The 15,798-nt window shown below is 70.4% G+C and carries 14 protein-coding genes; 6 read left to right on the forward strand and 8 right to left on the reverse strand.

The window, feature by feature from the left end; translation table 11 throughout:
- Positions 1–99: 99 nt before the first annotated feature.
- Positions 100–822, forward strand: coding sequence for a hypothetical protein (locus tag ATL45_RS02075; RefSeq protein WP_246025121.1), 723 nt, complete (start codon positions 100–102; stop codon positions 820–822).
- A gap of 32 nt (positions 823–854) precedes the next feature.
- Here ATL45_RS02075 and ATL45_RS02080 read toward each other — a convergent pair whose 3' ends face one another.
- On the reverse strand, positions 855–1,652 hold the full coding sequence (locus tag ATL45_RS02080; protein WP_093156170.1) for an alpha/beta hydrolase: 798 nt from the start codon (positions 1,650–1,652) through the stop codon (positions 855–857).
- 165 nt (positions 1,653–1,817) lie between these two features.
- Between ATL45_RS02080 and fabG the strand changes: the two genes are divergently transcribed.
- A complete protein-coding gene (gene fabG, locus ATL45_RS02085; RefSeq protein ID WP_093156171.1) occupies positions 1,818–2,573 on the forward strand; it encodes a 3-oxoacyl-ACP reductase FabG in 756 nt (251 codons plus the stop codon).
- A 16-nt stretch (positions 2,574–2,589) separates the two neighbouring features.
- On the opposite strand, the gene ATL45_RS02090 is transcribed toward fabG, so the two are convergent.
- The 3 genes from ATL45_RS02090 to ATL45_RS02100 form a co-directional block, all read right to left on the reverse strand.
- Positions 2,590–2,955 carry an arsenate reductase ArsC gene (locus tag ATL45_RS02090; protein WP_439332481.1) on the reverse strand — a complete coding sequence of 122 codons (366 nt, stop codon included), beginning with the start codon at positions 2,953–2,955 and terminating at the stop codon, positions 2,590–2,592.
- A 73-nt stretch (positions 2,956–3,028) separates the two neighbouring features.
- On the reverse strand, positions 3,029–4,087 hold the full coding sequence (arsB, locus tag ATL45_RS02095) for an ACR3 family arsenite efflux transporter (RefSeq protein ID WP_093156174.1): 1,059 nt from the start codon (positions 4,085–4,087) through the stop codon (positions 3,029–3,031).
- Positions 4,084–4,440: an ArsR/SmtB family transcription factor gene (locus ATL45_RS02100; RefSeq protein ID WP_093156176.1), complete on the reverse strand. Its 357-nt coding sequence runs from the start codon at positions 4,438–4,440 to the stop codon at positions 4,084–4,086. Before ATL45_RS02100 ends, arsB begins: the two co-directional genes overlap by 4 nt.
- Positions 4,441–4,544: 104 nt before the next feature.
- On the opposite strand from ATL45_RS02100, the gene ATL45_RS02105 reads away from it, so the two are divergent.
- The gene (locus tag ATL45_RS02105; protein WP_093156177.1) at positions 4,545–5,618 is read left to right on the forward strand and encodes an ArsO family NAD(P)H-dependent flavin-containing monooxygenase; all 1,074 of its coding nucleotides are present in this window, start codon (positions 4,545–4,547) and stop codon (positions 5,616–5,618) included.
- On the opposite strand, the gene ATL45_RS02110 is transcribed toward ATL45_RS02105, so the two are convergent.
- Entirely contained in the window at positions 5,615–6,943 is a 1,329-nt protein-coding gene (locus ATL45_RS02110; protein WP_093156179.1) for an FAD-dependent oxidoreductase, read from the reverse strand. The genes ATL45_RS02105 and ATL45_RS02110 overlap by 4 nt on opposite strands.
- A 99-nt stretch (positions 6,944–7,042) precedes the next feature.
- Between ATL45_RS02110 and ATL45_RS02115 the strand changes: the two genes are divergently transcribed.
- The gene (locus tag ATL45_RS02115; RefSeq protein WP_093156180.1) at positions 7,043–7,876 is read left to right on the forward strand and encodes a helix-turn-helix domain-containing GNAT family N-acetyltransferase; all 834 of its coding nucleotides are present in this window, start codon (positions 7,043–7,045) and stop codon (positions 7,874–7,876) included.
- A 384-nt stretch (positions 7,877–8,260) separates the two neighbouring features.
- The gene (locus ATL45_RS02120; RefSeq protein WP_093156182.1) at positions 8,261–9,442 is read left to right on the forward strand and encodes a glycosyltransferase 87 family protein; all 1,182 of its coding nucleotides are present in this window, start codon (positions 8,261–8,263) and stop codon (positions 9,440–9,442) included.
- A 68-nt stretch (positions 9,443–9,510) separates the two neighbouring features.
- On the opposite strand, the gene ATL45_RS02125 is transcribed toward ATL45_RS02120, so the two are convergent.
- The 3 genes from ATL45_RS02125 to ATL45_RS02135 form a co-directional block, all read right to left on the reverse strand.
- Positions 9,511–12,501 carry an AfsR/SARP family transcriptional regulator gene (locus tag ATL45_RS02125; RefSeq protein ID WP_143121708.1) on the reverse strand — a complete coding sequence of 997 codons (2,991 nt, stop codon included), beginning with the start codon at positions 12,499–12,501 and terminating at the stop codon, positions 9,511–9,513.
- A gap of 554 nt (positions 12,502–13,055) precedes the next feature.
- Positions 13,056–13,661: a class I SAM-dependent methyltransferase gene (locus ATL45_RS02130; protein WP_093156185.1), complete on the reverse strand. Its 606-nt coding sequence runs from the start codon at positions 13,659–13,661 to the stop codon at positions 13,056–13,058.
- A gap of 132 nt (positions 13,662–13,793) precedes the next feature.
- Positions 13,794–15,098: an MFS transporter gene (locus ATL45_RS02135; protein ID WP_093156186.1), complete on the reverse strand. Its 1,305-nt coding sequence runs from the start codon at positions 15,096–15,098 to the stop codon at positions 13,794–13,796.
- Between the two features lie 131 nt (positions 15,099–15,229).
- Here ATL45_RS02135 and ATL45_RS02140 point away from each other — a divergent pair, with 131 nt between their 5' ends.
- Positions 15,230–15,781, forward strand: a complete 552-nt coding sequence (locus ATL45_RS02140; RefSeq protein ID WP_246025122.1) for a CGNR zinc finger domain-containing protein — start codon at positions 15,230–15,232, stop codon at positions 15,779–15,781.
- Positions 15,782–15,798 lie beyond the last annotated feature (17 nt).

The following is a 15,798-nucleotide window of genomic DNA, read 5'->3' on the forward strand; positions in this document are numbered from 1 at the left end:
ACGGACGAGCGTGGACCGGGCTGGTGATGAATTCGGCGGTTCCGTAACGATTGCCGGGATTCAGTGGTCGGGGTTCGGTGATGTTCCTACTGTTCGTTCGTGACGTTGCCACCTGTTCAAGGTCAAGGCGAACAGCCCCAGGACGGGCGCCCCGAGCCGGAATTCCACGACGAGCAGTCGCACGTTCAGGGCGGCGAGTCACCCCTACCGCAGGCCGGTTCCCCGCACGCGCAGCACGGGCATCCGTTCGCGGCTCCACCGGTGCCCGCACAGGAGCTGACCGAGCCGCGTTGGCCGCGAACGGTCGAGATGGCGTTCTGGATCGCGATGGTCGTACCGCTGGTGGTCGGCACGCTGGACACCGTGTTCGCCTACCTGACGAACGATGTGATCGCCTCCGGCCTCGACGCCGCCCTGGCGCGGTACGGCGTGGAACCGGTGCCGGCCCAGGACACGGACTGGCTCTACACCGCCGTCATGTACCTCGTTCTGGTCGCGCTGTGGATCGCGTTCGGATTGCAGGTGCGCGCGGGCCGGAACTGGGCTCGCGTGACGCTCATCGTGCTCGCCGCGGTCTGGCTGGGCTTGGAACTGCTGAGCAGCCTCCTGACACCCGTCATCTACGCGGCGCTCGGGTTGCCGTGGGATCTCGGACTTCCCATCGGGTTGATCGTCATGACCGCGTTCGTGCGCGTCCTGGCTCTGACCGGCACCATCACGTTCATCGTCTTGGTCTGCCGCAAGCCGTCGAAGCAGTACTTCCAGGAGACCCGCTCCTTCCAGATGGCCCAGTGGCGCGCCCAGGAGATCCCCTGGCGGTGAGCACCGTCCAGGCGTGAGCGGCGGTGGACCGGTCAGTTCGCGAGCCGCACCACCGACTCGATGATCTCGGGCCCGTCCAGCAGGGCGAGATCGTTGTGGCCCGCGTTCGCAACGACCAGTTCGATCGTGCCGGGCCGTATCCGGGCCACGGCCCGGCTCTCCTCCGGGGGCACGATCGAGTCGGCAGTGCCGTAGACGACGGCGACCGGGCACCGGACGTCGCGCAGGTGCATCGCGAGCGGGTACCGGTCCCGGAGCAACGACCTCACGGGCAGGTACGGGTAGTGGCGCTGGCCGACGGAAGCGAGGTCGGTGAACGGTGACCGCAGCACCAGCCCGGCCGGTTCGTGCTCGGACGCCAGCTCGGTGACAACGGCCCCACCGAGGCTTTCGCCGTAGTAGACCAACCGATCCGGTCGCAGGCCGGCATCCTCGACGAGGTAGCGCCGCGCCGCGCGGACGTCCTTCGCCAATCCCGCCTCGCTCGGGTCGCCCGGGTTGCCACCGTAACCGCGGTAGTCGAACAGCAGCACCGCCAGTCCGCGGTCCGCGAGCGCGTCGGCCAGCGGAGCCCGCAGCGACCGGTTGCCCGCGTTGCCGTTGGCGACCAGCACACCCGTACCGCGCTGCTGGCCGCGGGCAGGCACATACCAGGCACCCAGCTGCAGCCCGTCGCTCGTGCGCAGCACGACCTCCTCAGCGCCCCTGAGCACCGCGGCAACCGGCGGCGGCTGACCGAACGGGTAGTAGATCAACCTGCGTTGGAACGCCCAGACCGAGCCCAGGACCACGGCTATCACCAGCACCACGACGAGCACGACGCGCAGCACACCTCCCAGTGTGCGCGACATCGCGCCGGGTCGGCTGGCGTGAACCAACCGGGCGACCCACCCAGGTCGGCTGAGCGTGGTGACCTCTGCGGGAATGCCGTGGAGATCAGTCCGCGGCTGCTGGGCTCTTCCTGCGAGCGTCGGCGCGGTTGCATGATCCTTCTCATGGAAATCACTCGTACCGCGGTTGTCACTGGTGGGGCGCACGGCATCGGGGCCGGGATCGCGCGCCGGTTCGCCGCTGACGGGCTCGCCGTGGCCCTCGTCGACATCGATCGGGAGCGCGCCAGCAGTACCGCCGAGGAGATCAACGCCTCCGGCGGCCGGGCCATCGCCATCGGTGCCGACATCGCCGATCCGGACGCGGCCACCTCCGCCGTCCACACCGCTGCCGAGGAGCTGGGCGGCGTGGGCGTGCTGGTCAACAACGCCGGGTTCGCGCGCGACTCGGTGCTGCCGGAGATGACCCGCAAGCAGTGGAACGACGTCATCGCCGTTCACCTCGACGCCGCCTTCCACACCACCCAGGCCGCGCACTCCTACATGCGGACGGCCGGTTGGGGCCGCATCATCAACATCTCCAGCATCTCAGCGCTGGGAACGCCGGGGCGGGTGAACTACTCCGCGGCCAAGGCCGGGCTGCTCGGCTACACCAAGGCCCTCGCGCTGGAGCTGGCTCCCGACGGCATCACCGCCAACGCGATCGCGCCGGGCTTCATCGTCAGCGACATGACCGCGGCCACCGCCAAGCGGCTGGGCCGCGACTTCGAGGAGCACCAGCGGATCGCTGCCTCCTCGATCCCGGTCGGGCGAGTCGGCCAGCCCGAGGACATCGCCCACGCCGCCGCGTTCTTCGCCCACCCCGACGCCGGGTTCATCACCGGGCAGGTGCTCTACGTGTCCGGTGGCGTCCACGGGTGATGCTCGCGCGCCCCGGTCATCGTTGGCGGCCGGGGCGTTCCGGGAGGAGTTCGGCGAGCAGGGCGCGGACCCGTCGGTCGATGTCGTCGCGGATCGGGCGGACTTCGTCGATGGGTTTGCCCGCCGGGTCGGTGAGTTCCCAGTCGAGGTAGCGCTTTCCCAGGAAGACCGGGCAGGCGTCGCCGCAGCCCATGGTGATCACCACGTCGGCCTCTTCGACCGCGTCGGTGGTGAGCTTCTTCGGGAACTCCCGGGAGAGGTCGATGCCGAGTTCGCTCATCACCTCGATCACCGCGGGGTTGATGGCGCCGGCCGGTGCGGATCCGGCTGAGCGGACGGTGACCCGGCCCTGGGCGTGGTGGTGCAGCAGGGCTGCGGCCATCTGCGAGCGGCCCGCGTTGTGCACGCAGACGAACAGGGCTTCGGGGATGGTGGGCACAGCGGCTCCTTGGGTGTCACGAGGTTGCGAACCAGCGGCGGGCGGCGAGCGAGACGTAGACCAGGCCGACGAGCACCGGGACCTCGATGAGCGGGCCGACGACACCGGCGAGGGCTTGGCCGCTGGTGACGCCGAAGGTGGCGATGGCCACCGCGATGGCGAGTTCGAAGTTGTTGCCCGCGGCGGTGAACGACAGCGTCGCGGAGCGTTCGTAGTTCAGGCCGATGACTTTGCCCAGCGCGAACGAACCCGCCCACATGACGGCGAAGTAGACCAGCAGCGGCAGTGCGATGCGGGCGACGTCGAGCGGGTTGGACGTGATCGCGTCACCTTGCAGCGCGAAGAGGACGACGATGGTGAACAGCAGGCCGTAGAGGGCGACGGGACCGATCTTGGGCAGGAACCGCTCCTCGTACCACTGGCGGCCCTTGGTGCGCTCGCCGAGCTTGCGGGTGAGGAAGCCGGCGACCAGCGGGATGCCGAGGAAGATCAGCACGTTCTTCGCGATCTCCCACGCGGAGACCTCCAGGCCGACCTGGGGCAGGCCGAGCCAGCCGGGCAGCGCGGAGAGGTAGAACCAGCCGAGCCCGGCGAAGGCGATGACCTGGAACAGCGAGTTCAGCGCGACGAGCACGGCGGCGGCTTCGCGGTCGCCGCAGGCGAGGTCGTTCCAGATGATGACCATGGCGATGCAGCGGGCGAGGCCGACGATGATCAGCCCGGTGCGGTACTCGGGCAGGTCAGGCAGGAAGATCCAGGCCAGCGAGAACATCAGCGCGGGGCCGAGGATCCAGTTGAGCACGAGCGAGGAGATCATCAGGCGCTTGTCGCCGGTGACGGTGTCGAGCCGGTCGTAGCGGACCTTGGCCAGCACCGGGTACATCATCACCAGCAGCCCCAGGGCGATCGGGAGCGAAACCCCGTCGAGCTGCACGGAATCCAGCGCGGATCCCAGACCTGGGATCCAGCGTCCGGCGAGCAGGCCGAGCACCATCGCGGCGCCGATCCACACCGGCAGCAACCGGTCCAGTGTGGACAGCTTCACCACCACTGCCCTCTCCACGGTCTGGTTCACGCCGTCACCGCCTGCGCGGGCAGCAGCGACTCGGCCAGCAGCTTGAGCGCTTCGGGACGGGCCTGGTAGTAGATCCAGGTCCCGCGGCGGTCGCCGGTGATGAGCCCGGCTTCGCGCAGCACCTTGAGGTGGTGGGAGATCGTCGGCCCGGACAGCTCGAAAGCGCCGGTGAGGTCGCACACGCACGCTTCGCCGCCGGCGTGGGAGGCGATCAGCGACAGCAGGCGCAGCCGGACCGGGTCACCGATCGCCTTGAACGCCTTGGCCAGCTCCGCCGCCTGCTCGGCGGTCAAGGGCTCGCGCATCACCTGCGTCGAGCAGGCGTCGACGATCGGCAACTCGTGTTTCGACATGGATCTAATTTGACAGCCATCGATACAGGACGCAAGCTCGGTGGCGGCTTCCCCGCGGTGGTGTGACCGGTAACTCGGGGAGGTCGTGGAGTCGGGAGGCGCGGGTGACCGAGGTTCGGGACGTGGTGGTGATCGGTGGTGGTCAGGCCGGTCTGGCGGTGGGGTACTTCCTGCGGCGGGCGGGCGTGGACTTCGTCGTCCTCGACGACCAGCCCGGGCCCGGCGGCGCCTGGCGGCACTGCTGGGACTCGCTGCGCCTGTTCTCCCCCGCCGAGTACAGCCCGCTGCCGGGCTGGTGGATGCCCCGGCAACCCGGCGAGGAGTTCCCGACGGCCGAGCACGTCGCCGGCTACCTAGCCGCTTACGAACAGCGCTACGACCTCCCGGTGCGGCGGCCCGTGCGGGTGCGGGGCGTGCACGATGCGGGCGCGTGGTTGGCGGTGCAGACCGACCAGGGCGCGTGGCGGGCGCGGATCGTGATCAGCGCGACCGGCACCTGGGGCACTCCGCACCTGCCGTCCTATCCCGGTCAGGAACTGTTCGCGGGCCGGCAGCTGCACACCACCGACTACCGGTCTCCGCAGGAGTTCGCCGGTCAGCGCGTGGTGGTGGTCGGCGGTGGCAACTCCGCCGCTCAGATCCTCGCGGAGGTCTCCACGGTCGCGGCGACGACGTGGGTCACTCGCCGGGCGCCGCGGTTCATGCCGGACGACGTCGACGGGCGGGTGCTGTTCGACGTGGCCACCCAGCGCGAGGCCGCCCGCCGCGCCGGGCTCCCCGACAACGGCGGCACCAGGAGCCTCGGCGACATCGTGATGCTGCCCGCCGTCCGCGACGCCCGCGACCGCGGTGTCCTGCGCGCGGAGCCGATGTTCGGCCGGCTCACCGAAGGCGGTGTCGGCTGGGACGGCGTCCGCGAACTCGACTGCGACGCGATCATCTGGTGCACCGGCTTCCGCCCGGACCTCGGTCACCTCGCACCACTGGGGCTGGAGGTGGACAACGGCGTGGTGCCGACCGAGGGAACCCGTTGCCTGCAAGAGCCGCGACTGCACCTGCTCGGCTACGGGGACTGGACCGGCTGGGCCGCGGCCACGCTGGTCGGCGCGAGCCGGATCGCGAAGACGACCGCGGCTGCGATCGCCGAAGAGCTCCAGCGCGACGAAGCCGCCGGTTAACCCGCGCGGGACGGCGGCGCGGTCAAGCCGATGACCTCCGGCGCGGCGCAGCAGCCGCCCTTCTCAGCTTCAGGCTCGTCGAACAGACCGGCGCCGCCGCACACCCCGGTTTCGGGGAGGGCGAGCTCGACGCGTTCGGCGGCCTCGGTGTCGCCGGCGATCGCGGCGACGACGCTGCGGACCTGCTCGTAGCCGGTCATCGCCAGGAAGGTCGGCGCGCGGCCGTAGCTCTTCATCCCGACCAGGAACACCCCGGGTTCCGGGTGCGAGAGCTCCTTCGCGCCGTGCGGGTAGACGGTGCCGCAGGAGTGCACGTTCGGGTCGATCAGCGGCGCGAGCGCCACCGGCGCCTGCAGCACCGGGTCCAGTTCGAGGCGGATCTCCGACAGCCACGACAGATCCGGCCGGAACCCGGTCAGCACCACGACTTCGTCGACCGGATCGGTCCTGTGCCCGTCGAAGGAGGTCAGCACCAGGCGGCCGTCCCCGTCCGGCTCGACGGAGGCGGTGCGGAACCCGGTCACCGTCCGGACGCATCCCGCCTCGGCCGCCTGCCGGGCGCGCAGTCCGAGCGCGCCGCGCGCCGGAAGCTGGTCGGCCTCGCCGCCGCCGAAGATGTTGCCCGGCGTGCCGCGGCGCAGGACCCACACGATCTCCGTGCCCGGCGTTTCTTCGGCGACGTGCGCCAGCCCGACCAGAGCGGTCAGCGCCGAGTGCCCGCTACCGGCGATCACCACGCGCTTGCCCGCGAAGCGCGCTCGCACCTGCTCATCGGTGAAGTCCGGGACCTGATAGGTGATCCGCTCGCGCGCCGCGCGTTCGCCGAGCGCGGGCAGACCGTCGCCGCCCAGCGGGTTCGGCGACCCCCAGGTGCCGGAGGCGTCGATGACCGCCCGCGCCGTGATCCGCTCCTCGCCGCCAGCGGTGGTCACGTGCACGGTCAGCGGCTCGGTGTCCCGCCCGGCGTCGACCACGCGGTCCCGGCCCTGTCGCGCCACTCCGGCAACCCGCGCGCCCAGCCGCACCCGGTCGCCGAGGGCTGTTGCGAGCGGCTCCAGGTACTCCGAGGCCCAGTCCGCGCCCGTCGGGTACACCGCCGCATCCGGGCGCTGCCATCCCCGGGCTTCCAGGAGCCGGGCGGCGGCCGGATCGATCAGCTCCGCCCACCGCGAGAACAGCCGCACGTGGCCCCACTCGCGGACCGAGGCCCCGACTTCGCTCGCCGCTTCCAGCACGAGCGGTTCGAATCCGCGTTCAGCGAGGTGCGCCGCTGCGGCCAACCCGATGGGCCCGGCACCGACCACCACCACCGGCAGCTCGTCCACGAGTCACTCCTTTTATCGACGTCGTTCGATGAAGATGGACCGAATGTATCGATGGGAATCGATTGACGCAACCATCGGTCTGTGTCGATACTTGGGTCCATGACGACGCCCGAGACGCAGTTGCTGCCGACCGAGGCCGCGGCGACCTACGCGAGCTGGTTCGCCAGCCTCGCCGAACCCATGCGCGTGCGGCTGCTGCACGCCGTGGCCGCCGCGGGCTCGACCACCGTGGGAGCGCTGGCCGAGCTGCTGGGCATCAGCCAGTCGACCTGCTCCCACCACGTGCGCAAGCTCGCCGACGTCGGCTTCGTGGTGCTGTCCAAGCAGGGCACCACCACCCGCGTCTCGATCAACACCGCGTGCTGCACCGGCCTGCCGCACGCCGCCGAAGCCGTCATGGGCATGCTCGCCCGCCCCTGCTGCCCGGACAACCTCCCCGAGGACGTCACGGTCCGCGCCCTGGACGCCGCCGACTGGCCGGCGGTGCGGCGCATCTACGCCGAGGGCATCGCCACCGGCGACGCCACCTTCGAAACCGACGTGCCGCCGCGCAAAGCGTTGGAGAACAAGTGGATTCCGGCGCACCGGTGGGTCGCCGAGATCGACGGCGAGGTCGCCGGGTGGGCCGCCATCACGCCGGTGTCCAACCGGGACTGCTACGCCGGGGTCGGCGAGAACTCGCTCTACGTCGGCGAAGCATTCCGCGGTCGCGGCGTCGGAAAAGCCCTGCTGCACAAGCAGGTCACCGCCGCCGACCTGGACGGGTTGTGGACGCTGCAGACCTCGATCTTCCCGGAGAACCGCGCCAGCCTGGCCCTGCACTACTCCGCGGGGTTCCGCACCGTCGGCATCCGCGAGCGCATCGCCCAGCACCACGGAGTCTGGCGCGACACTGTCTTCCTGGAACGCCGCCGCACCTGCGACGACAACTGAGCCCCCAGGCGCGTTCTCTCACGACATCGACGCCGTCGTCTTCGCACGCCACGGTCAGCACCGCAGTCGACGTCGAATGACCACACCCCTCTCGACCCTCAGCGCGGTGCGAGGGGACCGCGATTTCGCGCGAAATCGTCGCCCTCCACAACTTTCCTGAAACGCGGATGGAACTCGGGCGTGTTGATGTAGCTTGAAGCGCCGGGCAGCGCGGATCACTGGACAGCGCTGCCGGGCGGCGGAGCACCGCAGATCAGCACTTGGCGCGCCGTCCTCGTGGCCAGTTGGACGTCGTTTCAGAACTGAAGGACGGGCGTGCAGGTTACGGTTTCGGCTGAGGAGAAACGACTTTCGCCGCGGCTTCGCTGGTTATCCCGGCACTCGGTGGCCATCGTCGCGCTCTCGGCAGCGGTGTTCGCCGTTCCGTCGTTGCTGCACTGGGCGTTGTCCGGGCAGATGGTCGTCGGCGACTTCCTCGACATCACCGTCTACCGGGCCGGTGGCGCCGCTCTGCTGCACGGGGAACCGCTGTACGAAGCCGATCTGCGCGTGGCCGTTGGCAACTTCCCCTTCACCTACACGCCGTTCGCGGCCGTGTTGTTCACGCCGTTGGCCCTGATCCCGGCGTGGCTGTGCCAAGCACTTGTCATCCCGTCGCACATCGCGCTCCTGGCCGCCGTGGTGTGGCGGTGCCTGCGCTGCATCGGGCACCTCCCGGATCGGGAGCTGCGCCGGGCTGCGGTGGCGATCACCGCTTTGCTGTTCGTGCTGGAACCGATCACGTGGACCATGTGGCTCGGGCAGATCAACCTGCTGCTGCTGGCTGTCGTGCTCTTCGACCTCACCGCTCGCGGCAGGTGGAGCGGAGTGGGGCTCGGCATCGCAACCGCCATCAAGCTCACCCCGGGGCTGTTCATCGTCTACCTGCTGTGCACGCGACGGTTCCGGGCCGCGGCTGCGGCAGCGATCACGGCGGCTGCCACCACCGGCGCCGGGTTCCTCATCGCCCCGGAGGACTCTGCGCGCTACTGGGGAGGAACGTTCCTGGACAACACCAGGTTCTCGGACACCGACGGATCCGGGAACCTGTCGATCAACGGCCTGATCGCCCGGCTCGTCGGCGTCGGGGACGCCCAACGACTGATGTGGCTGATCTGCGCGATCGCCGTGGTGGCGCTGGGGATCGGTCTGGCCGCCGTCGCGCGCGCTCGTGGTCACGAGCTGTTCGGGCTGGCTCTCTGCGGTCTGACCGCGACCGCCGTCTCGCCGTTCTCCTGGAGCCACCACTGGGTGTGGATCGCTCCGCTGGCCGTGCTCGCCGTCAGGTTCGCATCCCCCACCGCCATCGCCGGTCTGCTCGCGCTCACCTTCGCCTGGCCGGTGCACATCCTGTTCGGGCTCGACATCCACTTCCCGGTGCTCGGCATCAGCGCGGTACCACCGTGGCAGGGCGTGGAGATCGTCTACGGCAACGCCTACCTGCTCGTCTTCGTCGGAGCTCTGGCCGCCGGTTACCAGGTGCGCACTCCGGCCGGGAAGCAATTCCTCCCCGAGCCGGGAAGATAGATTCGCACGCCTTCCTCACCTTGGTGCCATCGGGAAGAAGATCGCTGTCGCCTCTGTCGTGCTGGCCGTCACTCGGGCAGCGGGCTTTCCAGGACTCGCAGTTGGCGTTCGATCCTCTCGGCGAGCTTCTCCGCTTCGTGCGAGGTCGTCGACTTGATCAGGTCGAGCGCCTTGCGCCACAGCGTGCCCGCCGCTGCTCGCTGGTCGCTGTGGAGGCGGACCTGGGCCAGGGCGTCGAGGGTTCGGGCCTGCCAGAACTTGGCCCGGAGTTCCTCGAACGAGTCCGACGCCCGCAGGAGGTACTCGTCGGCGCTGTTGAGCTCCTGCCTCGCCAGGTGCAGCCAGCCCAGTTCGAGCAGCACCCGGCCTTCGCCCAGGTGCGCGCTGACCAGCTGGCACAGCTCCAGCGCGCGGGTGAGGGCCTTCTCCGACTCCGGGTACTTGCGCTGTTCGGTCCACGTCGCGCCGAGCCCGCTCAGGGCGAAGACCTCGCCCACCCGGTCGCCCATCGGCAGCACCAGCTCCAGCACCTTGCGGAAGGCCTCCTCGGCCTTGCCGAACAGCTCCTGCTGCAGGTAGAGCTCGCCGTAGCGCTGCCACGCCTGGGCCTCGACGCGGCGGTTGCCGGTGCGGTGGCACAACGTCATCGACTCGCTGAGCGCCCGGGTCGCCTCGTCGAAGCGCCGCAGGCCCGAATGCACCTGCGCCAGGCTGATCAGCGTGTGCGCCTCCGCGACGAGGTCGCCGACTTCGCGGAAGCTCTCCACGGCGGCGGTGTAGCGCACCGCCGCGCTGTCGAACTGCCCGGCCATGCGGTCGGCGAAGGCCAGGTTGCGCAGCGCCAGCGCCTGCCCGTGCTGTTCGCCGAGCTCGGCGAACAGGCGCAACGCGTCTTCGAGGAGTTCGACCCCGGAATCGCCGCGCATCGTCTGGCGCAGCGATCCCAGCGAGCACAGGATGGCCGCCTCACCGCGGCGGTTGCCTGCGCGGCGGACGCATTCCAGGGCGCGCTCGTGCGTTTCCTGCCAGCGGTGCACCTGGCCGCGCGCTTCGAACAACGTCACCGACGTCAACGCCAGGTCCCAGCACTGCTCGTCGGCTCCCGTCTCCGCCGCTCGGTGCACCGCGGCGACCAGCCCCGCTTCTTCGGCCTCCAACCAGCTCATCGGCTCGGCCAGCAGCCGGTCCACCTGGTTCTCGGGGAGTTCCCAGCGGTAGCCGTCGCCGTGCAGCACGGTGTAGTCGCCGCCGTACAACCGTCGGTGCGCCTCGCGCACCAAGCCCAGGTAGGCGCCCAGCAGGCGCCGCTCGGCCGCCGCGCGCGCCGCCAGGTCCTCCTCGCGCAACCGCTCCACCGCGAAGATCCGGATCAGGTCGTGCCAGCCGAAGCGGGTGCCCTGCGCCGCCACCACGTCGACCAGCTTCGCCTCGATCAGCTCTTCCAGGACGTCGCCCGCCGTGCGCAGGTCGGTGTCCAGCAGCGCGGCGGGCACCCACAGCGCGAAGTCCGGCACCCGGCACAGGCCCAGCATCCGGAACAGGCGTTTCGCCTGCGGTGAGAGGCCGTCGTAGGAGATCGACAAGGTCGAGCGCACGTGCAGGTTGCCGTAGGCGATCTCGTCGAGCCGGCCCTGCTCGTCCTGCAGCCGCTCCACCATCGCCGACAGCGTCCAGTGCGGTTTGCCCGCCAGGCGCGCGCCGATGATGCGGATGGCCAGCGGCCAGTGACCGCACAGCTGCGTCAGTGCCTCCAGCGACTCGCTCTCCGCGCTCGCCCGCTCGTGCCCCACCAGCCGGGCGAGCAGGTTGCGCGCCTGCTTGCCCTCCAGGATGTCGAGGTTGAGCGTCACCGCGCCCGGCAGGATTCCCAGCGGCCGCCGGCAGGTGACGATCACCGAGCAGCTCGGGCTGCCGGGCAGCAGCGGCGTGATCTGCTCCTCCCCCGCGATGTCGTCGAGCACGACCAGCACGCGCCGCCCGCTCAACCGGCTGCGGTAGAGGTCCTGCAGCTCTTCCGGGTCGGTGGGGATCTCGCTGTCGCGCAGGCCGGTCGCGCGCAGGAAGCGGGCGAGGACGTCGGCGATCTCGACCGGTGCCGTCGTGCCGCGGAGGTTGACGAAGAGCTGGCCGTCCGGGTAGTCGTCGCACAGCCGGTGCGCCACGTAGACCGCGAGCGCCGTCTTGCCGATACCGCCTCGCCCGGCGATGCACACGATGCGCATCGTGTTCTCCGCCGCGGGGCCGCCGAGCTTCTCCTCGATGGCCGACACGGCGAGGCCGCGGCCGGTGAAGTCACCGATGGCGGCGGGCAGCTGCCGCGGCACGACCTCCTCGGCCCGGCGTGGCGGACCGGACGGCACGACACCGTCGATCTCGGGCTCGTCGGAGCCGGAGAGGATCACGGATTCGAGCTGTCGCAGCGAATCGCTGGGTTCGATGCCGAGCTCGTCGATGAAGTCCCGCCTGGCCTGCCGGTACGCCTCCAGCGCTTCGGCCTGCCTGCCCGAGCGGTGCAGCGCGACCATGAGGTAGGCGCGCAGCTGCTCCCGCCACGGGTGTTCGGCCACCAGCCCGGCCAGTTCGCCGATGAGCTCCCGGTGCTTGCCCAGCTCCAGTTCGAGCTCGACGCAGTGCTCGACGACGGCGATCTTCTTCTCCACCAACGCATCGGCCAGCAGCCGCGCCTTGCCCGAAGCCCCGGCCAGCACCTCGCCGCGCCACAGGGCCAGCGCGCGCCGGAACATCTCCGCGCCCTCGGCCGTCCGGCCCGCGGCGCCGTGCTGCTCACCGGCCCGCGAGTACTCCTCGAACAGCGCCGCGTCCACGCGCGAGGGATCGACCTGGCAGACGTAGCCGCCCGAGCGCGTCACGATCGACCGCGGCTCGCCGATCCCGGTGAGCATCTGGCGCAACCTGGACACGCAGATCTGGACCTGCTCGCGGGCGGTCGGCGGCGGGGCCTCGCCCCAGATCGCGTCGATCAGCTCTTCCACCGAGACGAATTCGTTGGCCCGCAACAGGAACAGGCCCAGCACGGTGCGCTGCCGGTACGCGGTCACATGCCGAACGGAATCACCCGCGCCGATTTCCACCGGTCCCAGAACCCGGAACACGGGACCGCCGTGGAAGTCGGATCCGCTCCCGCTCACGACCCCAAACCCCCTCGCCCGGTGACCATCGCGTCGCCCGCGCCGAAAGAATCGAACCCCAGAGCGGGCGAAAGTCGTCCTACCTGAACCAAGTAGGGATCGTATCGACTGGTCAACACCGCGCCATCGGCCAATCAGAGTGGAGTTCCCAAGGCGCGCAAGGGGATCGCCGAACGCCTCGGGAACGCTCTCGCCACCATCCAGCGCACGCCGATGCCCCGGACGTTGTATCGCGCAGCGATTCACCCCGGTCGCCCGTTCCGGTCGCGGAACGACGTGGGGAGGTCGATCACCGCTGGTCAACAGGGCCGGTGAGCCCCGGGAGACGCCACCGGTGGCAACGGCATCGGCCGTTCCCCGGGTTTTCCCGGAAAACCTCGCGATAGGAGTCCGCAGTGTGTGAAATCGCCTCTTCGGTAACAGAAAATTGACCTCTGATACCAGATCCGTTCATCGGTGCGCGTTCACCGGCCGCGGAGGAGGGCCACCAGGAAGTCCGAGTCGTCGGCGAACGGGCGCAGGTCCCAAGTGGACAGGAGCAGGTCGGGTTCGAATCCTGCCGCCGCCGCGTCCTCGAGGAAGGCCGGGAACTCGTAGCCGCGACCGGCGCCGAAACCGATCGCGGCCCGGCCGCCCGGTGCGAGGTGCGCGCGGAGCCGCTTCAGCACCTCGCCGCGGGTGGTCGGCGCGAGGAAGGTCATCACGTTCCCGGCGCAGACGATCGCGTCGAACGGGTCGGTGATGCCGCGAGCGGGCAGGTCGAGCTCGGACAGGTCGCCGACCAGCCAGCGCGGGCCCGGGTGGTCGTGCTCGGCGGCCTCGATCAGGAACGGGTCGACATCGACGCCGACGACGTCGTGACCGGCGTCGGCCAGCCAGCCGCCGATCCGGCCGGGGCCGCAGCCGGCGTCGAGGATGCGGGCGCGGCGCGGCACCAGGGCGTCCACCAGGCGGGCCTCCCCGGCGAGGTCGTCACCGGCGCGGGCCATCGAGCGGAAGCGCTCGACGTACCAGGAGGAGTGCCCGGGGTCGGCGGCGACCTTCTGCATCCAGATGCTCTGCTCAACCATGCCCGCATTCTCCAGCAACCCGCGGGTGCCTCGCCACGACCGGCATGCGGGCTTTCTCTCAGGGGGCGAGAGCCGGGCCAGGTGCGTGCGGCGAAGCCGGGGCGACCCGGACCGGCCCGAGATCGTGCGAGGTCAGTGCTCGGTGTTGCCCGCTGCGGCGATCTGGCGCTGCTTGGCCTCGTCGACGGCCGCCAGGACTTGCGGGGTCACCGTGCGCAGGAACGGCGGGATGGTGATCAGGACCGCCACGGCGAAGATGATGAACGCGGCTCGCATGCCGAAGATCTCCGCCAGCAGGCCGACGAGGCCGGCACCGATCGGCATCGCACCCCAGCTGAACAGCCGCGCCACCGAGCTGTAGCGGCCCATCATCTCCGGCTCCACCAGGTACTGGGCGATGGTGCGCGCGTTGACCACCCACAGCGTGCCGCCCATGCCGCCGAGGAACGCGCCCGCCGCCAGGATCCACAGCTCCGTGGTCAGCACCGGCGTCACCACCATCGCGAGGGTGCCGATGAGGTCGGCGAACAGGGCCCACCGGCGTCCGATGAGGCGGTTGACCGTGGTGACCGTCAGCGCGCCCACCAGGCCCCCGATGCCCAGCGCGCTCAGCAGCATGCCCCACTCGCGGGCGTCCAGGCCCAGCTCCGTGGTCGCCATCAGCGGCATCAGGGCCAGCCACGCGCCCCAGCAGGAGCACAGCACGGTCAGCACCAGCGCCATCAGCCGCAGCAGCTGCTGGTTCCACACGTACCGCAGGCCGCTGCCGATCTGGCGGCTCACGCTCTCCCGCTGCTCGTTGGCCTCGCGCGGCACGCGGAAGCGGCCGACCAGCAGCACCAGCACGACCGTGCCCAGCACGTAGCTCGCCGCCGTGGCGCCTAGCGCGAACGCGCTTCCGATCGCCACCAGCAGGCCGCCGACGAGCGGGCCGCAGAACTCGTTGCAGACCGTTTCCGCGCCGGTGATCCAGGCGTTGGCGCGTTCCCGCCAGTGCGGCCCGACCGCGGTCGGCGTCAGCGCCATCGCCGAGGTCAGCGCGATCACCTCCGCGATGCCCAGCACCGCGCCGCCGATCAGCAGCAGCGGGATGGTGATGCCGTCCGAGAAGTGGACGGACAGCAGCACGGCCAGCGTCAGCAGGCGCATGAAGTTGGCCAGCCACAGCAGTTTTCGGCGATCGAACCGGTCGACGAGCACACCCACGTGCAGCGCCGTGAGCAGCCACGGCAGCGTCAGCGTCAGCGATACCGCCGCCACCAGCCCGGGCGAGGAGGTCAGCGTGGTCGCCATCAGCGGCAGCGCCATCTTGACCACGCCGTCGGCCAGGTTGGTGATCGCGGTGAACACCACCAGGACCACCGTGTTGTGCGCGCTGCGATCGCGTGGCCGCGCCGCCACGTCCGGGGGCGCGTCTTCGACGAGTCGATCAGTCATCCGAACCACCTCGAAATAACCATCAAAGGCGTTTTGCTGGATACTATGCGGGCGCATCATTGCACACGCATCCGGCGAATGGGTAACCTGCTATCGAGTTGAGCGGTTATCGAAGGTCGGGGAGGTGCCCGGTGACCGATCCGTCGCCCCAGGCAGAGCTGATCATGGCCTTCGCCAACACCGTCGACATCGAGGAGCAGACCGACGCGCTCGCCGACGTCCCGGGCCTGGCCCGGTGGCTCACCGAGACCGGCTTGACCTCCTCGACGCCCGCCGTCACCGCCGAAGACCACCAGCGATGCCTGCGGTTCCGCAGCGGCGTCCGGGAACTGCTCGGCACCGAGGACCGGCAGGCCCACGTGCTCGCCGAAGCCGATTCGGTGCTGCGCGAGCTGCCGCTGCTGGTCTCGGCCACCGCCGCGGGCTCCGCCCTGCAGCCGGCACCGGAGCTGCCGACCGTTCCCCGCGCCTTCGGCGCCCTGGCCGCCGCGCTCGCCGTGCTGCTGATCACCGGCGAGAACGAGCGGATCAAGCGGTGCCCGGCCGAGGACTGCGGCTGGGTCTTCTGGGACAACTCGAAGAACCGCAGCCGGCGCTGGTGCTCGATGCGGGTCTGCGGCAACCGCAACAAGGCCCGCAGCTTCGCCGCGCGCAACCGCCGGTCACCGGAAGCCGACCGGTGACCGGCGGGCGCCCCGGC

This window comes from Saccharopolyspora antimicrobica, from assembly GCF_003635025.1.
Classification (GTDB): Bacteria; Actinomycetota; Actinomycetes; order Mycobacteriales; family Pseudonocardiaceae; genus Saccharopolyspora; species Saccharopolyspora antimicrobica.